Origin of the sequence: Stenotrophomonas tumulicola, from assembly GCF_014117215.1 — a bacterium.
Classification (GTDB): Bacteria; Pseudomonadota; Gammaproteobacteria; order Xanthomonadales; family Xanthomonadaceae; genus Stenotrophomonas; species Stenotrophomonas tumulicola.
Map to the genome: position 1 here is coordinate 104,879 of NZ_JACGXS010000010.1, position 17,760 is coordinate 122,638.

Annotated in this window: 15 protein-coding genes and 1 pseudogene; 7 read left to right on the forward strand and 9 right to left on the reverse strand. The window is 66.3% G+C overall.

Translation table 11 applies throughout. The features are described from left to right. Positions 1 to 27: 27 nt before the first annotated feature. A complete protein-coding gene (locus H4O11_RS16030) occupies positions 28 to 813 on the reverse strand; it encodes a carbonic anhydrase (protein ID WP_182340633.1) in 786 nt (261 codons plus the stop codon). A gap of 119 nt (positions 814 to 932) precedes the next feature. On the opposite strand from H4O11_RS16030, the gene pbpC reads away from it, so the two are divergent. Further along, positions 933 to 3,293 (forward strand): penicillin-binding protein 1C, encoded by a 2,361-nt coding sequence (gene pbpC, locus H4O11_RS16035; protein ID WP_182340750.1) that lies wholly within the window; start codon positions 933 to 935, stop codon positions 3,291 to 3,293. 55 nt (positions 3,294 to 3,348) lie between these two features. Here the strand turns inward: pbpC and H4O11_RS16040 are convergent, their stop codons facing one another. Then, entirely contained in the window at positions 3,349 to 3,915 is a 567-nt protein-coding gene (locus H4O11_RS16040; RefSeq protein ID WP_182340635.1) for a ferritin-like domain-containing protein, read from the reverse strand. Between the two features lie 51 nt (positions 3,916 to 3,966). Then, positions 3,967 to 4,449 (reverse strand): peroxiredoxin, encoded by a 483-nt coding sequence (locus tag H4O11_RS16045; protein WP_182340637.1) that lies wholly within the window; start codon positions 4,447 to 4,449, stop codon positions 3,967 to 3,969. Between the two features lie 248 nt (positions 4,450 to 4,697). On the opposite strand from H4O11_RS16045, the gene H4O11_RS16050 reads away from it, so the two are divergent. After that, positions 4,698 to 5,594 (forward strand): DnaJ C-terminal domain-containing protein, encoded by an 897-nt coding sequence (locus tag H4O11_RS16050; RefSeq protein WP_182340639.1) that lies wholly within the window; start codon positions 4,698 to 4,700, stop codon positions 5,592 to 5,594. Positions 5,595 to 5,736: 142 nt separating this feature from the next. Here the strand turns inward: H4O11_RS16050 and pilH are convergent, their stop codons facing one another. Together pilH and H4O11_RS16060 are read right to left on the reverse strand one after the other, a co-directional pair. Further along, complete coding sequence (pilH, locus tag H4O11_RS16055) at positions 5,737 to 6,111, reverse strand: twitching motility response regulator PilH (RefSeq protein WP_182340641.1); 375 nt, start codon at positions 6,109 to 6,111, stop codon at positions 5,737 to 5,739. 89 nt (positions 6,112 to 6,200) lie between these two features. Beyond that, positions 6,201 to 7,196 carry a YhdH/YhfP family quinone oxidoreductase gene (locus H4O11_RS16060; RefSeq protein ID WP_182340642.1) on the reverse strand — a complete coding sequence of 332 codons (996 nt, stop codon included), beginning with the start codon at positions 7,194 to 7,196 and terminating at the stop codon, positions 6,201 to 6,203. 143 nt (positions 7,197 to 7,339) lie between these two features. Here H4O11_RS16060 and hflK point away from each other — a divergent pair, with 143 nt between their 5' ends. From hflK to H4O11_RS16085, 5 genes are all read left to right on the forward strand, one after another. After that, on the forward strand, positions 7,340 to 8,473 hold the full coding sequence (hflK, locus tag H4O11_RS16065; protein WP_182340645.1) for an FtsH protease activity modulator HflK: 1,134 nt from the start codon (positions 7,340 to 7,342) through the stop codon (positions 8,471 to 8,473). Beyond that, a complete protein-coding gene (gene hflC / locus H4O11_RS16070) occupies positions 8,470 to 9,333 on the forward strand; it encodes a protease modulator HflC (protein ID WP_182340648.1) in 864 nt (287 codons plus the stop codon). The genes hflK and hflC overlap by 4 nt, the downstream gene beginning before the upstream one ends. 68 nt (positions 9,334 to 9,401) lie before the next feature. Then, positions 9,402 to 9,587, forward strand: coding sequence for a DUF2065 domain-containing protein (locus tag H4O11_RS16075; protein WP_182340651.1), 186 nt, complete (start codon positions 9,402 to 9,404; stop codon positions 9,585 to 9,587). A gap of 103 nt (positions 9,588 to 9,690) precedes the next feature. Beyond that, complete coding sequence (locus H4O11_RS16080; RefSeq protein ID WP_182340654.1) at positions 9,691 to 11,916, forward strand: M13-type metalloendopeptidase; 2,226 nt, start codon at positions 9,691 to 9,693, stop codon at positions 11,914 to 11,916. A gap of 205 nt (positions 11,917 to 12,121) precedes the next feature. Next, positions 12,122 to 13,414, forward strand: a complete 1,293-nt coding sequence (locus H4O11_RS16085) for an adenylosuccinate synthase (protein WP_182340657.1) — start codon at positions 12,122 to 12,124, stop codon at positions 13,412 to 13,414. 310 nt (positions 13,415 to 13,724) lie between these two features. Here H4O11_RS16085 and H4O11_RS16090 read toward each other — a convergent pair whose 3' ends face one another. The 4 genes and pseudogenes from H4O11_RS16090 to H4O11_RS16105 all read right to left on the reverse strand — a co-directional run bounded on the left by H4O11_RS16090 (position 13,725) and on the right by H4O11_RS16105 (position 17,758). After that, entirely contained in the window at positions 13,725 to 14,363 is a 639-nt protein-coding gene (locus tag H4O11_RS16090; protein WP_182340660.1) for a M23 family metallopeptidase, read from the reverse strand. Positions 14,364 to 14,367: 4 nt separating this feature from the next. Then, positions 14,368 to 15,345, reverse strand: coding sequence for a L,D-transpeptidase family protein (locus tag H4O11_RS16095; protein WP_182340663.1), 978 nt, complete (start codon positions 15,343 to 15,345; stop codon positions 14,368 to 14,370). Positions 15,346 to 15,441: 96 nt separating this feature from the next. After that, a pseudogene (locus H4O11_RS16100) lies at positions 15,442 to 15,624 on the reverse strand (HupB); the annotation flags it as partial. A 22-nt stretch (positions 15,625 to 15,646) separates the two neighbouring features. Beyond that, on the reverse strand, positions 15,647 to 17,758 hold the full coding sequence (locus tag H4O11_RS16105; protein WP_182340669.1) for a catalase: 2,112 nt from the start codon (positions 17,756 to 17,758) through the stop codon (positions 15,647 to 15,649). Between the last annotated feature and the right edge of the window lie 2 nt (positions 17,759 to 17,760).

Here is a 17,760-nt window from a genome sequence, read left to right on the forward strand (position 1 = left end):
CGCATGGGCGCCTCCCGGATGCGTTGCTCAGCGGGCCGCGGGTTCGTCGGCCAGGGGGCGTGCATTGAACGGCTGGATCGGCCTGGCGTTGTGGGGATAGACATGGCGCAGGGCATCGAGCTGTTCCTGGGACAGCTGCTGGGGCTCCAGCTCGATGTTCCAGAGCACGCCTTCCGAGCACGGCGGGGTGGTAAGCGAACCGGTGTATCGGACCACGCGCGAATGGTCGGGCAACAGTTTTTCCGGATTGATGCGGCTGTACAGCGAGATGGCATTGCCGGCCTGGCCCAGTTCGCCGGGGATGCGCTCGAACAGTTCCCCCAGGGCGGTGTTGGGCTCGCCGACATCGAAGAACACCGCGACGACGGCAAGCTTGCCGTCCGCGTTGGCGTGTACCAGGTGCAGTTCCATTGCGTGCTCACGGCCATCTACCCGGTGCTCGCTGGGGGTGTGGACATGGAACTGGAGCAGGTTGAAGCGCTCGCCTTCCAGTTCGATGTAGTTGTCCTTGCCCGGCTGCGGCGTGGCCTGCAGGGTGTGCCCGTTATTGACGACATCGAAGCGTGCATACCCATAGTCGGCCGACAGCTTGCGATGCGTGCCATGCTGGATCGAGCTGCTCCACAGGTCGATGGGGGACTGCAGGTTGCCGCTGCAGGACGGCGCGAACTCGGCCCACTGCGTTGGTGCGGCGATCTGTTCGTAGCCCCAGTGCGGGGCAGGTTCGGCGGCCATGGCGCCGGGCAGGGCAAGGCAAAGGGCGGCAGAAAGCAGCGCGGCCTGGAGGCGGGGCATGCAAGCGGGGGAGGTCATCGTCAGCTCCGGGAGGTTCATGGGGAAGGCCATGTCCCCAGGCGCGGGCAGATCAGGACGCACTGGCCCAGTGATGACGTACCCGCCCCTGGAGCGTCGGCTTGAGCGCATGGTCCGGCGTGCGCAGGTACTGGAAACATCGGTCGCGGCTGATTTTGCGTTGCCTGCGCTGGTCGACGGCGGGCTTGCTGGTACTGCTGCTGGCATTGGACCAGGCATTCCCGCCACCGTTGCCGGCACAGCGCGATACCAGCACCCTGGTCGTGGCGCGCGATGGCAGTCCGCTGCGCGCATTCGCCGATGCCGAGGGTGTCTGGCGCTACCCGACTTCGGTGGACGATGTATCGCCGTTGTACCTGCAGGCCTTGCTGGGGTATGAAGACCGCTGGTTCTGGCGGCACCCGGGCATCAACCCAGTGGCACTGGTGCGTGCCGGCGGCCAGATGCTGCGGCAGCGCCGGATCGTATCCGGTGGCTCGACGCTGACGATGCAGGTGGCGCGCATACTGGATCCGCATACCCGTACGCCCTGGGGCAAGCTGAAGCAGATGCTGCGCGCGCTGCAGCTGGAAGCGCACCTGTCCAAGCGCCAGATCCTTGCGCTGTACCTGGAGCGCGCGCCCTATGGAGGCACCATCGAGGGCGTCGAAGCGGCGAGCTGGGCCTATCTGGGCAAACCAGCGGCACAGCTTTCGCATGCCGAAGCGGCGCTGCTGGCGGTGCTGCCGCAGGCGCCCAGCAGGCTGCGCCCGGACCGCCACCCCCAGGCGGCGCAGCAGGCGCGCGACAAGGTACTGGCAAGGATGGCGGCCTTGGGCGACTGGTCCAACGAGGCGGTTGCCGATGCGCGCATGGAAACGGTGGTGGCCCGTTCGCTGCGGCCACCACTGCACGCGGCACTGCTGGCGCAACGGCTGCATGCAGCGCATGCGGGTCAAGCACGTATCCAGAGCAGCATCGACATAGGCCTGCAGCGCACGCTGGAAGAGCGCCTGGCCAGCTACTTCTCCCGCTTGCCCGAACGCACGTCCGCGGCACTGCTGGTGGTGGACAACCAGACGCTGCAGGCGCGTGCGTACGTGGGAACGCTGAATTTCGGGGATCGTCAGCGGCTGGGCCACGTGGACATGGTGCAGGCATGGCGATCGCCCGGGTCGACGTTGAAACCCTTCCTGTATGCGATGGCACTGGACGATGGGTTGATCCATTCCGAAAGCCTGCTGGTGGATGCACCGCAGAGCTTCGGCGGCTACCGGCCCGGCAACTTCGATGAAGCCTTCAATGGTCCGGTCAGCGCCGCCACCGCCTTGCGGCTGTCGTTGAACGTGCCGTCGGTGGACCTGCTGGATCGCGTGGGGCGTGCACGATTCGCGGCCCGGCTTTCGCATGCCGGCATCCAGCTGCGCTTCCCGCGCGGAAGCGCGCCGAACCTGTCGCTCATCCTCGGTGGCACCGGGGCACGGTTGGAGGACCTGGTCGGGGCCTTTGCCGCGTTCAACCGTGATGGCATCGCCGGGCGTGTCCGTTACACCGATGCCGAGCCCTTGGTGGAGCGCCGGCTGGTGTCGCCAGGGGCGGCCTGGATAACCCGCGAGATGCTGGAGTCCAACCCACGACCGGGCCAGGGCACCGATACCTTCGATCCGGGCGGGCGACCGCGGGTGGCATGGAAGACCGGGACCAGTTATGGCTACCGCGACGCGTGGGCGATTGGCAGCACGCGTCGCCATACGGTCGGGGTATGGGTGGGACGGCCGGATGGAACGCCATTACCTGGGCAGTATGGTGCGGTCACGGCGTTGCCGTTGCTGTTCGAAGTGGTCGACAGCCTGCCGAGGCAGCGCGGCGACAATGCACCGGCCACCATGCCGGCCAGCGTCAGCCGGGCGGACATCTGCTGGCCCAGCGGCGAGCTGGCCGATGCGCTGCATGCAGGGCTGTGCCAGCGTCGCATGCCAGCCTGGTTGCTGGACGGTAATGTGCCGCCGACGTTCGCCGAACGCGATGCACGTCGCTGGCAGCCAGGCCGACAACGCTACCAGGTGGACGCGACCACCGGGCGGCGGCTGTCCGCCGATTGCAGCGCCCCCCATGTGGTAGCCGAACGCGAACTCGCGCGTTGGCCTGCGCTGCTGTCACCGTGGTTGCCGCAGGCGAACCGGGATGCCTCGCGACTTCCCCCGTTGGCCGCCGACTGCCGTGATGATGGTCGCCAGTCCAGCATCGCGCTGCACATCGATGGATTGAATGATGGTGCAACGCTGGCACGTTCCCCCGGCGCTGCGCAGGGCGTGCGCCTGCAGCTTCGGGCATTGGGAAGTGACCAGGAGATCGATTGGCTGCTGGACGGGCGCTGGATCGCACGCACCCGCGGCACGCAGTCTTTCAGCCAGCGCCTGGAACAGCCAGGTGAGCATGCGCTGACCGCACTGGCCAGCGATGGCACCTGGACGCGCGTGCGGTTCCGCGTGCTGCGGTAGGCCGGCGTGCCGTCGATGGGGGCGACCGACCGTTGCCCGCCACCCCATCATGCCGCTACTTGCCGATCCAGCCATCCAGCAGGTCGGCGAATTCATCGGCATGTTCCTCTTCCTGCGCCAGGATTTCTTCCAGGATGCGCTTGGTCGTGGTGTCCTTGTCGCCGACGAAGTTGATCATCTCGCGGTAACTGTCGATGGCGATGCGCTCGGCAACCAGGTTCTCGCGGACCATGTCGCGGAGGTCGCTGCCTTCCTTGTACTCGGCATGCGAGCGCGCGCTCAGCGTATCGGGATTGAAATCCGGTTCGCCGCCCAGCTGCACGATGCGTTCGGCCAGTTTGCCGGCATGCGCCTGCTCCTGCTGGGCATGTTCGAGGAACTCCGCCTTGACCGCATCGGCCAGCATGCCCTTGGCCATGAAGAAGTGGCGGTAGTAGCGCAGCACGCAGACATACTCGGTGGCCAGCGCGTCGTTGAGAAGGTGGATGACTGCCTTGCGGTCGGCACTGTAGCTGTCGGTGATCGCGCCGTCTTCGACGTTGCGACGGGCGTTTTCACGCAGCGTCTGGCGGTCGCTGATGCCGGCGGGATAGACCGGATGGTGCTTGGCTGGCTTTGACATGGCTGGCCTGTTCTCCTGGTTGTGCCGGGCCTGGCCCGGCGTTCCGATGAATCAGCCGGGCAAGTGCTCCAGCACCTGCTCGGCAGAAGAGATGTCGAATTTCCCGGGCGCTTCTATCCACGCTTCGCGGACGGTGCCGTCCTCCACGTACAGGGCGAAACGCCGGGAGCGCACCCCCATGCCTGACGTGCTGGCGTCCATCTCAAGGCCGAGCGCCCGGGTGAATTCCCCGTTGCCGTCGGACAGCATCAGCAGCCCGGCGGGAACGTGCTGGCTTTCGGCCCACGCCTTCATCACGAAGGGATCGTTCACGGCCATGCAGTACACCTCGATGCCGCGTTGCCGGAATGCGGCGAAGTGTTCGACGAAACCCGGCAGGTGGTGGGCCGAGCAGGTGGGTGTGAACGCGCCCGGCACTGCGAAAAGCACCACGTTGCGGCCTTCGAACAATGCGCGTGTATCCAGGGTTTCGATGCCATCACGGATGCGCTTGAGGGTGACTTCGGGAATCTGCTCGCCAACGGTGATGCTCATGGGGACTCCTTGCAGGCCTGTCAGGTTAGGCATGGCGGTGGGATGGCTGCGTCAAGGACTTGAGAACCTTGCGTGCACACCCATCTTGGCCGGACGGGCGGTGGAGGGTGGCAGCATGATGATGCGCTCCGGCACCGTGCGGGGCATTGCGCAGGATCAAGGCGTGGCGGCCGGGGCCCTCACCCGCCAGACGGTAGAATATGCGCCGGCCGGTCCCCGGCACCGGCGGATCATTTCGAGGTAGCAGCATGGAATTCAAGGATTACTACGCCACCCTGGGGGTGGAGCCCAGCGCGGGTGATGCGGAGATCAAGACCGCCTACCGGCGGCTGGCGCGCAAGTACCATCCGGACGTCAGCAAGGAGGCCGGCGCCGAAGACAAGTTCAAGGGCATCAACGAGGCATACGAAGCGCTGCGTGATCCGCAGAAGCGCGCGGCCTACGATCAGCTTCGCGCGCAGGGCTACCGGCCGGGCGAAGAGTTCAACGTGCCGCCGAATTACGCCGGCGGCGGTGGCTACGATTTCGAGGAAGTGTTCGGCGGCGGTGCCGGTGGCGGTGCGGGTTTCAGCGATTTCTTCGAAAGCCTGTTCGCCCGCCAGCGTGGTGCCGGCCCTCGTGGGCCCGGTGCGGGTTTCAGCAGCGGTGGACACGCGCCCAATCGTGACACCCGGGCGAAGCTGTCGGTCCCCCTGGAGGCGGCCTACAACGGTGACTCGCTGCGCATCACGGTCAACGGCCGGCAACTGGACGTGCGCGTGCCCAAGGGTATCCGTCCTGGCCAGGTGATCCGCCTGGGAGGGCAGGGTACCGGCGGCGGCAACCTGCTGCTGGAAGTGGAATATGCAGCGCATCCGCAGTTCGAAGTGGATGGCCGCAACATCCTGTACACCCTGCAGGTGACGCCCTGGCAAGCGGCGCTGGGCACCAGCATCAGCGTGCCGACGCTGGGTGGCGCGGTGGAACTGAAGATCCCGGCCGATTCGGATGCGGGGCGCAAGCTGCGCCTGCGTGGGCGGGGGCTGCCGGGGAATCCAGAGGGCGACCAGATCATCGAGCTGGAGATCATCGCGCCGAGCCCTGCCGATGACGTGCAGAAACAGGCTTACCGCGACCTGGCCAAGGCCTTCGGCGAAACGGTGTGATGGCCGTTGTGCTGCGCACGGCTTGAAGCCAGGGCAACCGCCCCGCCTCGGTAGCGCCGAGCCATGGTCGGCGGGTTTGGGGGGAATGAAGCCTGATGGTTTCCGCCGAGCATGGCTCGGCGCTACCGCTTTTCGTTCGCGATCATCCCGCCTGCCCGGCGAACACCCGCTCCAGCACCTCGGACAGCTCATCCTCCGAAAATGGCTTGGTGATGTAGGCCTTGGCACCTTGGCGCATGCCCCACATCCGGTCGGTGTCCTGGTCCTTCGTGGTGACCAGGATGACCGGGATGTGCCGGGTGGTTTCGTCGCGCGCCAGCGTGCGCGTGGCCTGGAAACCGTTGAGGTTGGGCATCACCACGTCCATCAGCACCAGGTCGGGCAATTGGGCGCGTGCTGCTTCCACCCCGGCCGCTCCATCGGTGGCGGTCAGGATCTGGTGGCCCAGCTTCTCGACGATGCGCTGTATCCCCAACAGCTGCGACGGTGAGTCGTCGACGATCAGGATGCGTGCCATGTTGTTCCCCGGATGATGCTCGCAGTGTAGTGCGCGGCTCGGTCCGGGGTGAAGCGCGGGCGGCACCGTCCGTCGCCCGCCTGCCACGTTCAGTCGATCCGTACGACGGTTCGCCCGTGTGAACCGCCGGCAAGCATGCCCTCGAAGACCAGGGGCAGGTCGGCAAGGGTGATTTCGCGCGTGCAGATCCTGTCCAGGTGTGCCGGCTTCCATGCATCGCCCAGCCGCTCCCATACCTGTTCGCGCAGATCGCGCGGCGCATTGGCCGAAGACACCCCCAGCAGCGAAACGCCACGCAGGATGAACGGCATCACGGTCATTTCCAGCGAGGGTTCGGCAGCCAGCCCGGCACTGACCACGCTGCCATAGGGCACGGTCTGTGCCAGCAGGCTGGCCAGCATGGGGCCGCCGGCGTTGTCCAGGCCACCGCCGAACCGTGCCGACTGCAACGGGCCGGTGTCTGCGAGTGCCTGCCGCGGCAGGACCTCCGCCGCCCCGATCGAGCGCAGCCAGTCAGCCTGCTCCGCCTTGCCGCTGATGGCATGCACGTCGTAGCCAGCCCGGCTGAAGATGTCCACCGCCAGGCTGCCCACGCCGCCGCTGGCGCCGGTCACCGCCAGGGGGCCGTGTGCGGGGGCAAGCCGGTTGTCCTGCAGGCGCAGCAGGGCCAGTGCAGCGGTAAAGCCGGCAGTGCCCAGGACCATCGCTTCGCGCGCGGTCAAACCGGCAGGCTGGGCGATCACCGCGCTGGATTCCAACCGCACATACTGGCTGTAGCCGCCATCGCGGGTTTCGCTGAGGCCACAGCCGGTAGCCAGCACCGCATCGCCCTCGCGCCATGCCGGGTCGGTGGAAGCCACCACGGTCCCGGCCACGTCGATGCCGCCCACCAGCGGGAACCTGCGCAGGATGCGGCCCTTGCCGGTCCCCGCCAGCGCGTCCTTGTAGTTCACCGAAGACCATTGCGCGCGCACCAGCACCTGGCCGGCGGCCAGGTCGTCCAGCCGCAGCTGCTCCAGGCCGCCATGGTGGCCCTGGTCGTCCTTGTGGATGCGGAAGGCCGTGAAAGTCTCCGGAAAGGCCATTGAAACGCTCGCTGACGAAGGAATCGTCACCTTACCCCCTTCCAATCCTGCTGGTCTGCCCCATCTTGTAGAATCACCCAACCGGTATATGGCTGGTGTCACGGGAACGGCCCGTGACGCGGCCCAATTGAGATGGAGCGTGCATGGCCTGGAATACACCCGGCGGCAACAGGGGCGGACAAGGTCCCGACGAGAACCGACGGGGGCCCTCCAAGCCCCGCGGCGGCGGATTTGGTGGTGGCTGGGGCGGTTTCCCCGGTCCGTTGAAGGACATGTTGGACGGAGGCATTGTTCGTTGGATCGCCGTGGCGGCGGTGCTGCTGTTGTTGTTTTCCAGCTTCCAGCTGATCGGTGAGCAGCAGCGGGGCGTGGTACTGCGCTTCGGCCAGTTCTCGCGGATCCTGCAGCCCGGCCCGAACTTCAAGCTGCCCTGGCCGATCGAGTCGGTGACCAAGGTCAACGCCACCGAGATCAAGACCTTCTCGATCCAGGTCCCGGTGCTGACCCGCGACGAGAACATCGTCAATGTCTCGCTCAACGTGCAGTACCGCATCGACGACCCGCGCCTGTTCCTGTTCGGCACCTTCGATGCCAACCAGGTGCTGGAGCAGTCGTCGCAGAGTGCGGTGCGCGAGGAAGTGGGACGTGCCGACCTGAACTCGGTGCTCAACAACCGTGGTCCGCTGGCAACGGCCGCCGAGACCCGCCTGCAGACCCTGCTGGCGGCCTACCGCACCGGCGTCACCGTCACCGGGCTCACCCTGCCCGATGCGCGTCCGCCGGAAGAGGTCAAGCCCGCGTTCGACGAGGTCAACGGCGCGCAGCAGGTCAAGGAGCGCCTGATCAACGAAGCGCAGGCCTATGCGGCCAAGGTGGTCCCGGAAGCCCGTGGCCAGTCCGCGCGCACCCGTACCACGGCCGAAGGCTACAAGGCGGCGGTGGTTTCCCGCGCAGAGGGTGATGCCCAGCGCTTCACGTTGCTGCAGGAGCAGTACAGGAACTCGCCGGAAGTGACCCGCAAGCGCCTGTGGCTGGAAACGGTGGAGCAGGTGCTGTCGGAGAACCGCAAGATCATCGGCGGCGATGGTCGCCAGCTGCTGTACGTGCCCGTTCCGGGCGATTCGCGGGTGGGGGGGGCAGCGCAGTTGCCGCTCTCCAACCCGGATGTCGTGCTGCCTGCCGTCACTGGCAGTGCAGCCCCCGCCCCGCGTGATGCAGGTCGGCCGGTTGGCCGCCCGACGGGACGACCGAGCGGCCGTGAGGAGGGCAGCCAATGAGAAATTCCCTGTGGATCGGCCTGGTGGTCGTGATCCTGTTCGGCCTGCTCGGCTCCGTGTACGTGGTCCGCGAAGACCAGACCGGCATGGTGCTGAACCTGGGCAAGGTGGTGCGCGCGGACATCAAGCCGGGCCTGCACTTCAAACTGCCGCTGGTGGAGTCGGTGCGGGTGTTCGATCGCCGCTTCCAGGTGCTTGATACCGCACCGGCGCGCTATTTCACCGCCGAACAGAAGGACGTCAGCGTCGACTTCTTCGCCATCGGCTACATCTCCGACGTCCGCGGATACTTCCGCGCCACCGGTGGCGATCCGCGCGTGGCCAATGCCCGCCTGGCGCCGATCATCACCGACTCGCTGCGCAACCAGATCAACTCGCGTTCGCTCACCCAGCTGGTGTCCGGTGACCGCAGCGAACTGATCGCCGACCAGCTGACCGGCATCAATGAAGCGGTGCAGGGCCTGGGCATGCAGATCATCGACCTGCGCATCAAGCAGATCGACCTGCCGACCGACAGCCAGGTGATCAACGACGTGTACGAGCGCATGCGCGCGCAACGCAAGCAGGAAGCGGCCAAGCTGCGTGCGGAGGGCGAGGAACAATCGCTCACAATCCGTGCCCAGGCCGATCGTGAGGCGACGGTGCTGGTGGCAGAGGCCGAACGTGACGCGCAGCGGCTGCGAGGCGAGGGCGATGCGGAGGCGACCAGCATCTACGGTCGCGCCGGTTCGACCGACCCGTCGTTCTACGCCTTCACCCGTAGCCTTGAGGCCTATCGGAATTCGTTGACCGATGGCAACGGCGTGATCGTGCTGGACAAGAATGATCCGTTCCTGCAGTACATGAAGAACGACCGCTGAGGTCGTCGCTTCGCTTCCTACACGGGGCCCGGCATGTCCGGGCCCCGTGCTTTTCGTGGAGTATTTCGATGAAAGACCTGTTCGCCGCCCTGTGCCTGGTGGCCGTGCTGGAAGGCCTGTTGTTGTTCGCTGCGCCGCTGGCGTGGAAGCGCATGGCCGAGCGGTTGCTGGACCTGCCAGGGCCGGCGCTGCGTAGTTTTGGCGGCGTGGTGCTGCTGGCCGGGCTCAGTTTGTTGTGGTGGGCGCGGCACTAAGCCTGGCGGTGGCATTGCAGGAATCGCTCGTTGTCGGGTTCAGCACTTAAAGTGGCGGGACGACTGGCCTAGTGTCCAGGCTCCGTGGTGTGGAGCAACGACGATGCCGCTAGCATCCAGTGATGTTCGCCGCAGCCAGGGCAACAACGAGGTCCGCCAGGCGCAGCGCAGGGGTCCGGTATCCGGCAGCAACCGGCAGGCTCCGCGCCCGCTGCCGGGCATCCGATACGTTGGCAACCGGCCATGGGATACGCGGACCGTACTGACGGCATGCACCGCCCTGTTGCTTGCCGGCGAGCAGTTCGCCAGTACCGCTGCGCGGATATCTGCCAACGCATCGGCCTCGCTCCCCGCATCACGCACGCCGTTCGGGCCTGCTGGCCTGCGCGCGATTACCGACGCCCGGCAGTTGCGCGCGCTGCCGTCTCCTGCCGATGGGCTCGGCACCGCCCGCGCGTTCCCCGCCGGACTGCTCTCAGGGTTCCGCCAGCCCTTGGCTGAACTGGCGGAAGAGGAAACGCTGGCTGTCGCGGAAGAAAGCATGGGCGGGGGCAGCTCACTGCTCTGGCAGGGAATCGCGGCGTGGCTCGCCAGCCCCTGCACGGACTTCGATCAGTACGTCAACGGCTTCTGGAAGCTGCAGCATCCCGCCAGCAGCGAAATGCCCAGCTTCTTTGGTGACGCAAGACGTGCGGTTGCTGCAGGCCTGGAAGACCGGCTTTCCCGCGCGTCCCTCCAGGCAGTGGGCGCCGAGGGTGCCATCGCCCGCATCCGGGCCAATGCCCTGTCCGGTTCCGGCCCGCAATGGGCGTCCTTCGTGCCGCGACTGGATGCGATCAATGCACTGTCGAACCGGGCCGACGTGGAACGGCATATCTGCACAGGCATGGCCCAGGGGCGGGAATCGGTGCTCGGGCTGGAACGCTACTTCCATGCCGGGGTGATGGTGGCCGATATCGCCCTGCGGCCAGAGGAGCAGCGCGGGATCTACCGGCAGCCTGCCACCCACCCGGATGTCGTGGCCTACCTGGAGCGGATCGCCGGTCTGCTGGCCAGGACCGGCATGACCGAAGGCGAAGCCGTGGTTGCTGCGCGGACCGTGCTGGACATGGAGAAAGTGCTGGCACAGGCGCCAGACCATCTGGGCGCCTACACGCAGGCCGAGGCCGATGCGGCCCTTCCAGGATTCCCCTGGGCAGCGGCGTGGCAGGCGCTGGGGTTGGATCCGGCCATCCCGTTGCACACCAGCATCGAGGCGTGCAGGAAGGTGCGGGAACTGCTGTCGACCCGGTCGATGGACGACTGGAAGATGTTCCTGCGCTTCCAGCAGGCGCTTCGGGTGGCGCCATACCTGGATGGCAGGATCGATCCGGACATGTTCCTGCCCTGGCTGGAATCGACCCGCGGCGGCGCCCTGGCTTTGAGTGCCTGGTACGGCGACGGGGCAGATCCCGCGCTGGCGCAGCGTGCAACGCAGATCTTCGACCAGGTCAGGGAGGTGTTCCGCAACGATGTCGCCGAGTCCTCGTTGCCGGCCGCGGACAAGGCCGTGCTGGAGTCGGTACTGGACGCAGCGATCGTGTCGGTGGCCTATCGCGGCAGTGGAAGCGACTGGAGCCGCCTGCAGGCTTCGGATCATTTGCTGGACAGCCTGCAGGCACTGGCCACAATGGAGGTGCGCGAGATCGTCGCCATCATCGGCAATGACCGGTCCGCCGCCGCCGCGCCCCTGGCCCATTGGATCGCCCTGGAAACGCACGTGATCGACCGCCAGGTACGCGTGTCGCCGGCGATGTTGGCCACCCTTGCCGCAGCATCCGGTCAATCTCCAGAAGCGGAATGGGGCATGCTTGGCGCGCTGCTGGGCCATGAGCTGGCGCACCTGCTGGCTGACGAACCCGGACTCAGCCAACAGGGTGAGGCGTTGCTGGAGCAGGAAGACGCCGCCATCCAGCAGCGCATTGACGATCTGTGGATCGGGCAGGCACACCTTGACGCGCCGCGGGTGCTGGAAGAGGCCGCCTGCGATCTTCGCGGCCTCAGTGCCGCACAGCGTGCCGGCGAGGCCGAGGCGGAGCTTGCCGGGCGCCGCTTCGACCCCCCGCGGTTCTTCATGGCCGCCGCCAGCCTGCACGCCGCCAACCCGACCCGTGCGCAGCTGGAACGGCAGGCGGGTGAGGATCCGCATCCGCCGGGGCCCTTCCGCGCGGAGCTGGCGCGCCAGCTGCAAGGGTTCGATCAGGCATTCGGCTGTATGCCGCGACCCACCGCGCCATTTGCCCGCATCCTGCCGCGTGCCCCCCAGCCTGCTTCTTCGAACCCGGGCTGACGGAACACGCCAGCGGGGTGGCAGCGGCCACCTGAAACCCGGATAATGCACAAAAGCCGGACGGGCCTCCCGTTCGGCTTTTTCCGTGTCCGGGCTTTCCATCGCCGGCTGCTCCCCGCTGGAGCGGCCATCCCGCGTTGGCTGGCCTTGCCGCGGTCTACCCGTCCGCGGCCCCGATGGCCGCACACAATTCGAGGAGCCCGTCATGGGTCAGTCTGTCGTAGTGCTTGGTGCCCAGTGGGGCGATGAAGGCAAGGGCAAGATCGTCGATCTGCTTACCGAGGAAATCGGTGCCGTCGTGCGTTTCCAGGGTGGTCACAATGCCGGCCACACGCTGGTCATCAACGGCAAGAAGACCGTGCTGCACCTGATCCCGTCGGGCATCCTGCGCGCCGACGCGCTGTGCCTGATCGGCAATGGCGTGGTGATTTCCCCGGCCGCGCTGCAGAAGGAAATCGCCGAGCTGGAAACATCCGGCGTGGAAGTGCGTTCACGCCTGAAGATCTCCCCGGCCGCGCCGCTGATCATGCCGTACCACATCGCCCTGGACCAGGCGCGCGAGCGTGCCGCTGGCGGCAAGGCGATCGGCACCACTGGCCGTGGCATCGGCCCGGCCTACGAAGACAAGGTGGCGCGCCGCGGCATCCGCATCGCTGACCTGCATTACCCGGCACAGCTGGAAGAACTGCTGCGCACCGCGCTGGATTACCACAACTTCGTGCTGACCAAGTACCTGGGCACCGATGCGGTGGACTTCCAGCAGACCTTCGACGAAGCGCTGGCTTTCGGTGAGTACGTGCAGCCGATGAAGTCCGACGTGGCCGGGATCCTGCATGAGCTGCGCAAGCAGGGCAAGCGCGTACTGTTCGAGGGTGCGCAGGGCGCGCTGCTGGACATCGACCACGGCACCTATCCGTACGTGACCAGCTCCAATACCACCGTTGGCGGCGCCCTGGCCGGAGCGGGCGTCGGTGCCGATTCCATCGACTACGTACTGGGTATCGCCAAGGCCTACGCAACCCGCGTCGGTGGTGGCCCGTTCCCGACCGAGCTGGACGATGAGATCGGCCAGGGCATCCGCGACCGTGGCGCCGAGTACGGTGCATCCACTGGCCGCCCGCGTCGTTGCGGCTGGATGGACATCGTGGCGCTGAAGCGCGCGGTGGCGATCAACGGCATCAGCGGCCTGTGCATCACCAAGCTGGACGTGCTGGATGGCATGGAAAAGCTGAAGGTGTGCATCGCCTACGAATACCGCGGCAAGCGCACTGAGTACGCGCCGCTGGATGGCCAGGGCTGGGAAGAATGCACCCCCGTGTACCTGGAGTTCCCGGGCTGGACCGAGAACACCCATGGCATCACCAACTGGGAAGACCTGCCGCCGGCCGCGCGTGCTTACCTGCGTTCGCTGGAAGAGCTGGCCGGTTGCCCGATCAGCATCGTGTCGACCGGTCCGGACCGTGACCACACCATGGTGCTGCAGGACCCGTTCGCCTGATCAGGAAGAGGCCCCGCGAAAGCGGGGCCTCTTTGTGTGGTAGAGCGGGTCCATGACCCGCTGCTTTTGCCCGTGTGACGGGCATGGCCCGTCACTACCTGGCGCTGGCCGCTCGAACATCCGGGCGGAACATGCTGATGATCGGTGGTAGAGCGGGTCCATGACCCGCTGCTTTTGCCTATGTGACGGGCATGGCCCGTCACTACCTGGCGCTGGCCGCTCGAACATCCGGGCGGAGCATGCTGATGATCGGTGGTAGAGCGGGTCCATGACCCGCTGCTTTTGCTTGTGTGACGGGCATGGCCCGTCATTACCGGGGAGCCAGCAACGGATAGGGGTTGATCGATTCGCCCTTCCACCATTGTTTTTCAGGCCCCAGCAGGTGCACCTCGAAATGCAGGTGCGGCGCGTCGGGGTTCGCGTTTCCGCTGCTGCCGACGTAGCCGATCACATCGCCGCGCTTGACCTGCTTCTTCTCAGCCAGCCCATCGGCATACCGTTGCAGGTGGGCGTAGTAATAGCAGTGCAGGCCATCCGGATCGAACTGGTAGATGGTGATGCCACCGCGTTCGCTGTCGAACAGTTTTTCGATGTGGCCGTCGGCGACCGCCAGTACCGGCGTGCCTTCGCTGGCCATGATGTCGATCGCATCGTGGACACGTCCGGCGCTGCGCGCATCGGTAAACGTGTCGCTCAACTGGGAGGGTTGCACGCCCTGCACCGGCAACAGCAGCCTGTTGCCGGAGGAGGGACGGGCTTCGCCCGGCGGGTCTGCAGCAGGTTCCGGCAGGGTTGCAGCCCGTTGCATGGCCGCCTCATCGGTTGCCGCCAGCACAGAGGCAGGATCCATCGGCGCGATGTCCAAGGCTTCTCCCGGGTTCCCGCGCAGCCACCATCCGGCGCCCACGCCAACGACCAGTCCCACTGCAATCAACGGCATCAGGCGCATCTGCTTACTCCTGCATCACCACGGTTACGGAGGCATCGACGGCGTCGGCAACCCGCAGCGCGTCCCAATTGGTCATGCGCACGCAACCGTGCGATTCGGTCTTGCCGACATGGCCGGGTTCCGGCGTGCCATGCAGGCCATAGTGGGGCTTGGAAATATCGATCCACACGCGGCCCACCGGGTTGTTCGGCCCAGGTGGCAGCGTCTGCCGGCTCTCGCCCTTCTTCGCATCCCAGAACAGCTTGGGGTTGTAGTGGAACGTCGGATCGCGCGAGATGCCCAGGATCTTCCAGCGGCCGATCGGCAACGGGTCATGCCTGCTGCCCGATGACACCGGCACCTGTGCCAGCACCTTGCCCTGGGCATCAATCAATCGCAGGGTGGATGCGGACTTGTCGACCACCAGCGTGGTGGCCTTGGGCAGCGGGCCGCTACCGATGTCGGGAACCTGGATGACCGATCCCGCCCTGCCCAGGTCGATGCCGGGATTCAGTGCTTCCAACAGCTCCGGCGATGCATGGAATCGCTCACCAAGTGCTTCCTGCACCGAGCCGAAGCCGAGCGTCTTCAGCGCTGCCTGGGCGGCCGGTCCCTTCGGCGTTGGCTGGAAAGGGCCGGCGACGTCCTCGGCTGTCAGTGTGTAGCGTGCCAGTGGCACCGTGTCTTCGGCACCCAGCGCCTTCCAGGTCGCCTCGTCGAGTTCCCCGGTGGCTTCCAGGCCCCGCGCGCGCTGGAATCCTTCCACCGCACGGCGCTGGTTGGAACCGGTCACGCCGTCGATCTGCCCGGGCGAAAAGTTGGCGCGGTCCAGCAGCACCTGTGCATGCAACGGCGAGCGCGGCGCGGTGTCCAGCGGGGCCCCTGCGATGGCGGCTGCCTGCGGTGCAGCCGGCGTGGGCACCTGTGCGGAGACCGTCGAAGCAAAGGCCAGGCCGATGCAGGCGGCAAGCAGATGGGAACACGGCGGGCAGGTAGGCAGCATTCGGAACTCCATGCGTTGGTTGCCCCTACCTTGCCCTTGTTGCATGCGCAGTAACCGTGAAAACGCTGGCGCGCGGCCGGGTCAGTGATGGCCCGGCCTGCTGCTTCCGGCGCGCCCACTGCCACTTTTCTTGCCGCCGCCATCCTGTTTGTTCACCGTGGCCCAGGCAATGCGCTCGGCGTCCTCGGCGGAACGGCCTTTTTCCTTTTCGCTTTCCTCGATGTGCGCGGCCTGGCGCTTCTGCTTGTCGGTATAGGCGGATTTGTCACCCTGTGTCATGTCGGTTTCTCCATCGATGGGGTCAGGCCAGCTGGCGCACCTTGGGTTCGCGCGCCCATTGGCGGGTTGCGGCGGCGGCGAGGAAGCGCTTGGAGTCAGCCGCATCGACGACACCTGCGTCGCTGCCGACGCGCGCGGCCTTCAGCAGGGTCGCGCCGCCTTCGTCGCGGGCAATGGCTTTCAGGTGTGCCCAAGCATTGCTGACGAAATCCACCGCGGCAGATTCCTTCGTCATCAATCTGGCCGCGTCCGCACTGAGCACCACGGCGATCGCATCGAACAGCACCGATGGCGTGCCGGCCAACTGGCCATCTGCCGCCTGCAGCTTGCCATCGCTGAGCACGCCGCCGCCCAGCGTGGGTGCCACCAGCTTCACCTCGGCACCGGCCTTCCGCGCGGCCTTGCGCAGGCTGGCGATCACCCCGGCATCGGAACCGTGGTCGAACAGGATGCCAACGCAACGGCCCTGCACCGTGTCCTTGCCACGCCCGATCACGCGCACCTCCGGAGCCTTCGGCAGGTCCTGCGCGGGCAGGGCGGTCGGGGCTGGCGCGGGCAGCGTGTCCATGCCCAGTCCATCGGCTACGCGCTGTGCCAGTGATGCGTCGATGTTGCGCAGCTGGCCGACCACGCGCTCACGTACGTGGGGCGTTTCCACTTTGGACAGCTCGAATACGATGGCGCTGGCCAGGTGTGCCTGCTCCGGCTTTTCCAGGCTGCGGAAGAACATGCGTGCCTGGCTGTAGTGATCGGCGAAACTGGCTGCACGCGTGCGGCCCTTGCGGCCATCATCGCTGCCGGCGTGGCTGCGGAAGCCGGTGGGGGTTTCGCGCGGGCTGTCCTCCTGCAGTGAACTGGGGTCGTAGGCGACCCGACCCTTCGGTACCTGCATCTGCATGTGTCCGTCGCGCTGGTGGTTGGCGAAGGGGCACTTGGGCGCGTTGACCGGAAGCTGGTTGAAATTGGGACCGCCAAGGCGGATCAGCTGGGTATCCAGGTAGGAGAACAGCCGTCCCTGCAGCAGCGGATCGTTGCTGAAATCGATGCCCGGCGGCACGTTGGCCGGGCAGAACGCCACCTGCTCGGTCTCGGCGAAGAAGTTGTCCGGCCAGCGGTCCAGCACCATGCGCCCGATCACCTGCAGCGGCACCAGTGCTTCGGGGATGATCTTGGTTGGATCCAGGTGGTCGAACGGGAAGTTTTCGGCGTCTTCCTCGGTGAACAGCTGCACCGCCAGCTCCCATTCCGGGAAGTCGCCGCGCTGGATGGACTCGAACAGGTCACGGCGCTGGAAATCGTTGTCGGCACCCTGCAGTTTCACTGCCTCGTCCCATATCGTGGACTGCAGCCCCAGCTTCGGACGCCAGTGGAATTTGACGAAGGTGGAGGCGCCGTCGGCATCAAGCAGGCGGAAGCTGTGGATGCCGAATCCTTCGATCATGCGCAGCGAGCGCGGGATGGCCCGGTCGCTCATCGCCCACATGACCATGTGCATCGATTCGGGCATCAGCGAGATGAAGTCCCAGAATGTATCGTGGGCGCTGGCGGCCTGCGGGAATGCCCGGTCCGGCTCCATCTTCACCGCGTGGATGAGGTCAGGGAACTTGATCGCATCCTGGATGAAAAACACTGGGATGTTGTTGCCGACCAGGTCCCAGTTGCCTTCCTTGGTATAGAACTTGACCGCGAAACCGCGCACGTCGCGCGGGGTATCCACCGAGCCGGCACCACCTGCCACGGTGGAAAAACGGGTGAACAGCGGGGTCTTCACCCCCACCTCGGTCAGCACTTTGGCGCGGCTGTACTTCGCCAGTGATCGGGTCAGCTGGAAGTAGCCATGCGCGGCGCTGCCGCGTGCATGCACGATGCGTTCGGGGATGCGCTCGTGGTCGAAGTGGGTGATCTTCTCGCGCAGGATGAAATCTTCCAGCAGCGTCGGCCCGCGCGGGCCATCACGCAGGGAATTCTGGTTGTCCGCAACCTCCAGGCCCTGGTTGGTGGTCAGCGTGGGATGGGTGCCGCCGGCAAATTGATGCAGTTCATCGCCGTCACCGCGTTGCCTGCGGACGGGCGTGGCGGCCTTGGCAGTCTTCTTGCTGGCGCTGCGCTTGCTGGAGGGCTTGCTGGCGGCCATCG

Excerpts from the sequence above, each read along its gene's own strand:
- H4O11_RS16050 (WP_182340639.1), top strand. The coding sequence starts at position 4,698 with ATGGAATTCAAGGATTACTACGCCACCCTGGGGGTGGAGCCCAGCGCG.
- hflC (WP_182340648.1), top strand. The coding sequence starts at position 8,470 with ATGAGAAATTCCCTGTGGATCGGCCTGGTGGTCGTGATCCTGTTCGGC.
- H4O11_RS16030 (WP_182340633.1), bottom strand. The coding sequence starts at position 813 with ATGACCTCCCCCGCTTGCATGCCCCGCCTCCAGGCCGCGCTGCTTTCT.
- H4O11_RS16040 (WP_182340635.1), bottom strand. The coding sequence starts at position 3,915 with ATGTCAAAGCCAGCCAAGCACCATCCGGTCTATCCCGCCGGCATCAGC.
- H4O11_RS16085 (WP_182340657.1), top strand. The coding sequence starts at position 12,122 with ATGGGTCAGTCTGTCGTAGTGCTTGGTGCCCAGTGGGGCGATGAAGGC.
- H4O11_RS16075 (WP_182340651.1), top strand. The coding sequence starts at position 9,402 with ATGAAAGACCTGTTCGCCGCCCTGTGCCTGGTGGCCGTGCTGGAAGGC.
- hflK (WP_182340645.1), top strand. The coding sequence starts at position 7,340 with ATGGCCTGGAATACACCCGGCGGCAACAGGGGCGGACAAGGTCCCGAC.
- H4O11_RS16045 (WP_182340637.1), bottom strand. The coding sequence starts at position 4,449 with ATGAGCATCACCGTTGGCGAGCAGATTCCCGAAGTCACCCTCAAGCGC.
- pilH (WP_182340641.1), bottom strand. The coding sequence starts at position 6,111 with ATGGCACGCATCCTGATCGTCGACGACTCACCGTCGCAGCTGTTGGGG.
- H4O11_RS16090 (WP_182340660.1), bottom strand. The coding sequence starts at position 14,363 with ATGCGCCTGATGCCGTTGATTGCAGTGGGACTGGTCGTTGGCGTGGGC.
- H4O11_RS16105 (WP_182340669.1), bottom strand. The coding sequence starts at position 17,758 with ATGGCCGCCAGCAAGCCCTCCAGCAAGCGCAGCGCCAGCAAGAAGACT.
- H4O11_RS16095 (WP_182340663.1), bottom strand. The coding sequence starts at position 15,345 with ATGCTGCCTACCTGCCCGCCGTGTTCCCATCTGCTTGCCGCCTGCATC.
- H4O11_RS16060 (WP_182340642.1), bottom strand. The coding sequence starts at position 7,196 with ATGGCCTTTCCGGAGACTTTCACGGCCTTCCGCATCCACAAGGACGAC.
- H4O11_RS16080 (WP_182340654.1), top strand. The coding sequence starts at position 9,691 with ATGCCGCTAGCATCCAGTGATGTTCGCCGCAGCCAGGGCAACAACGAG.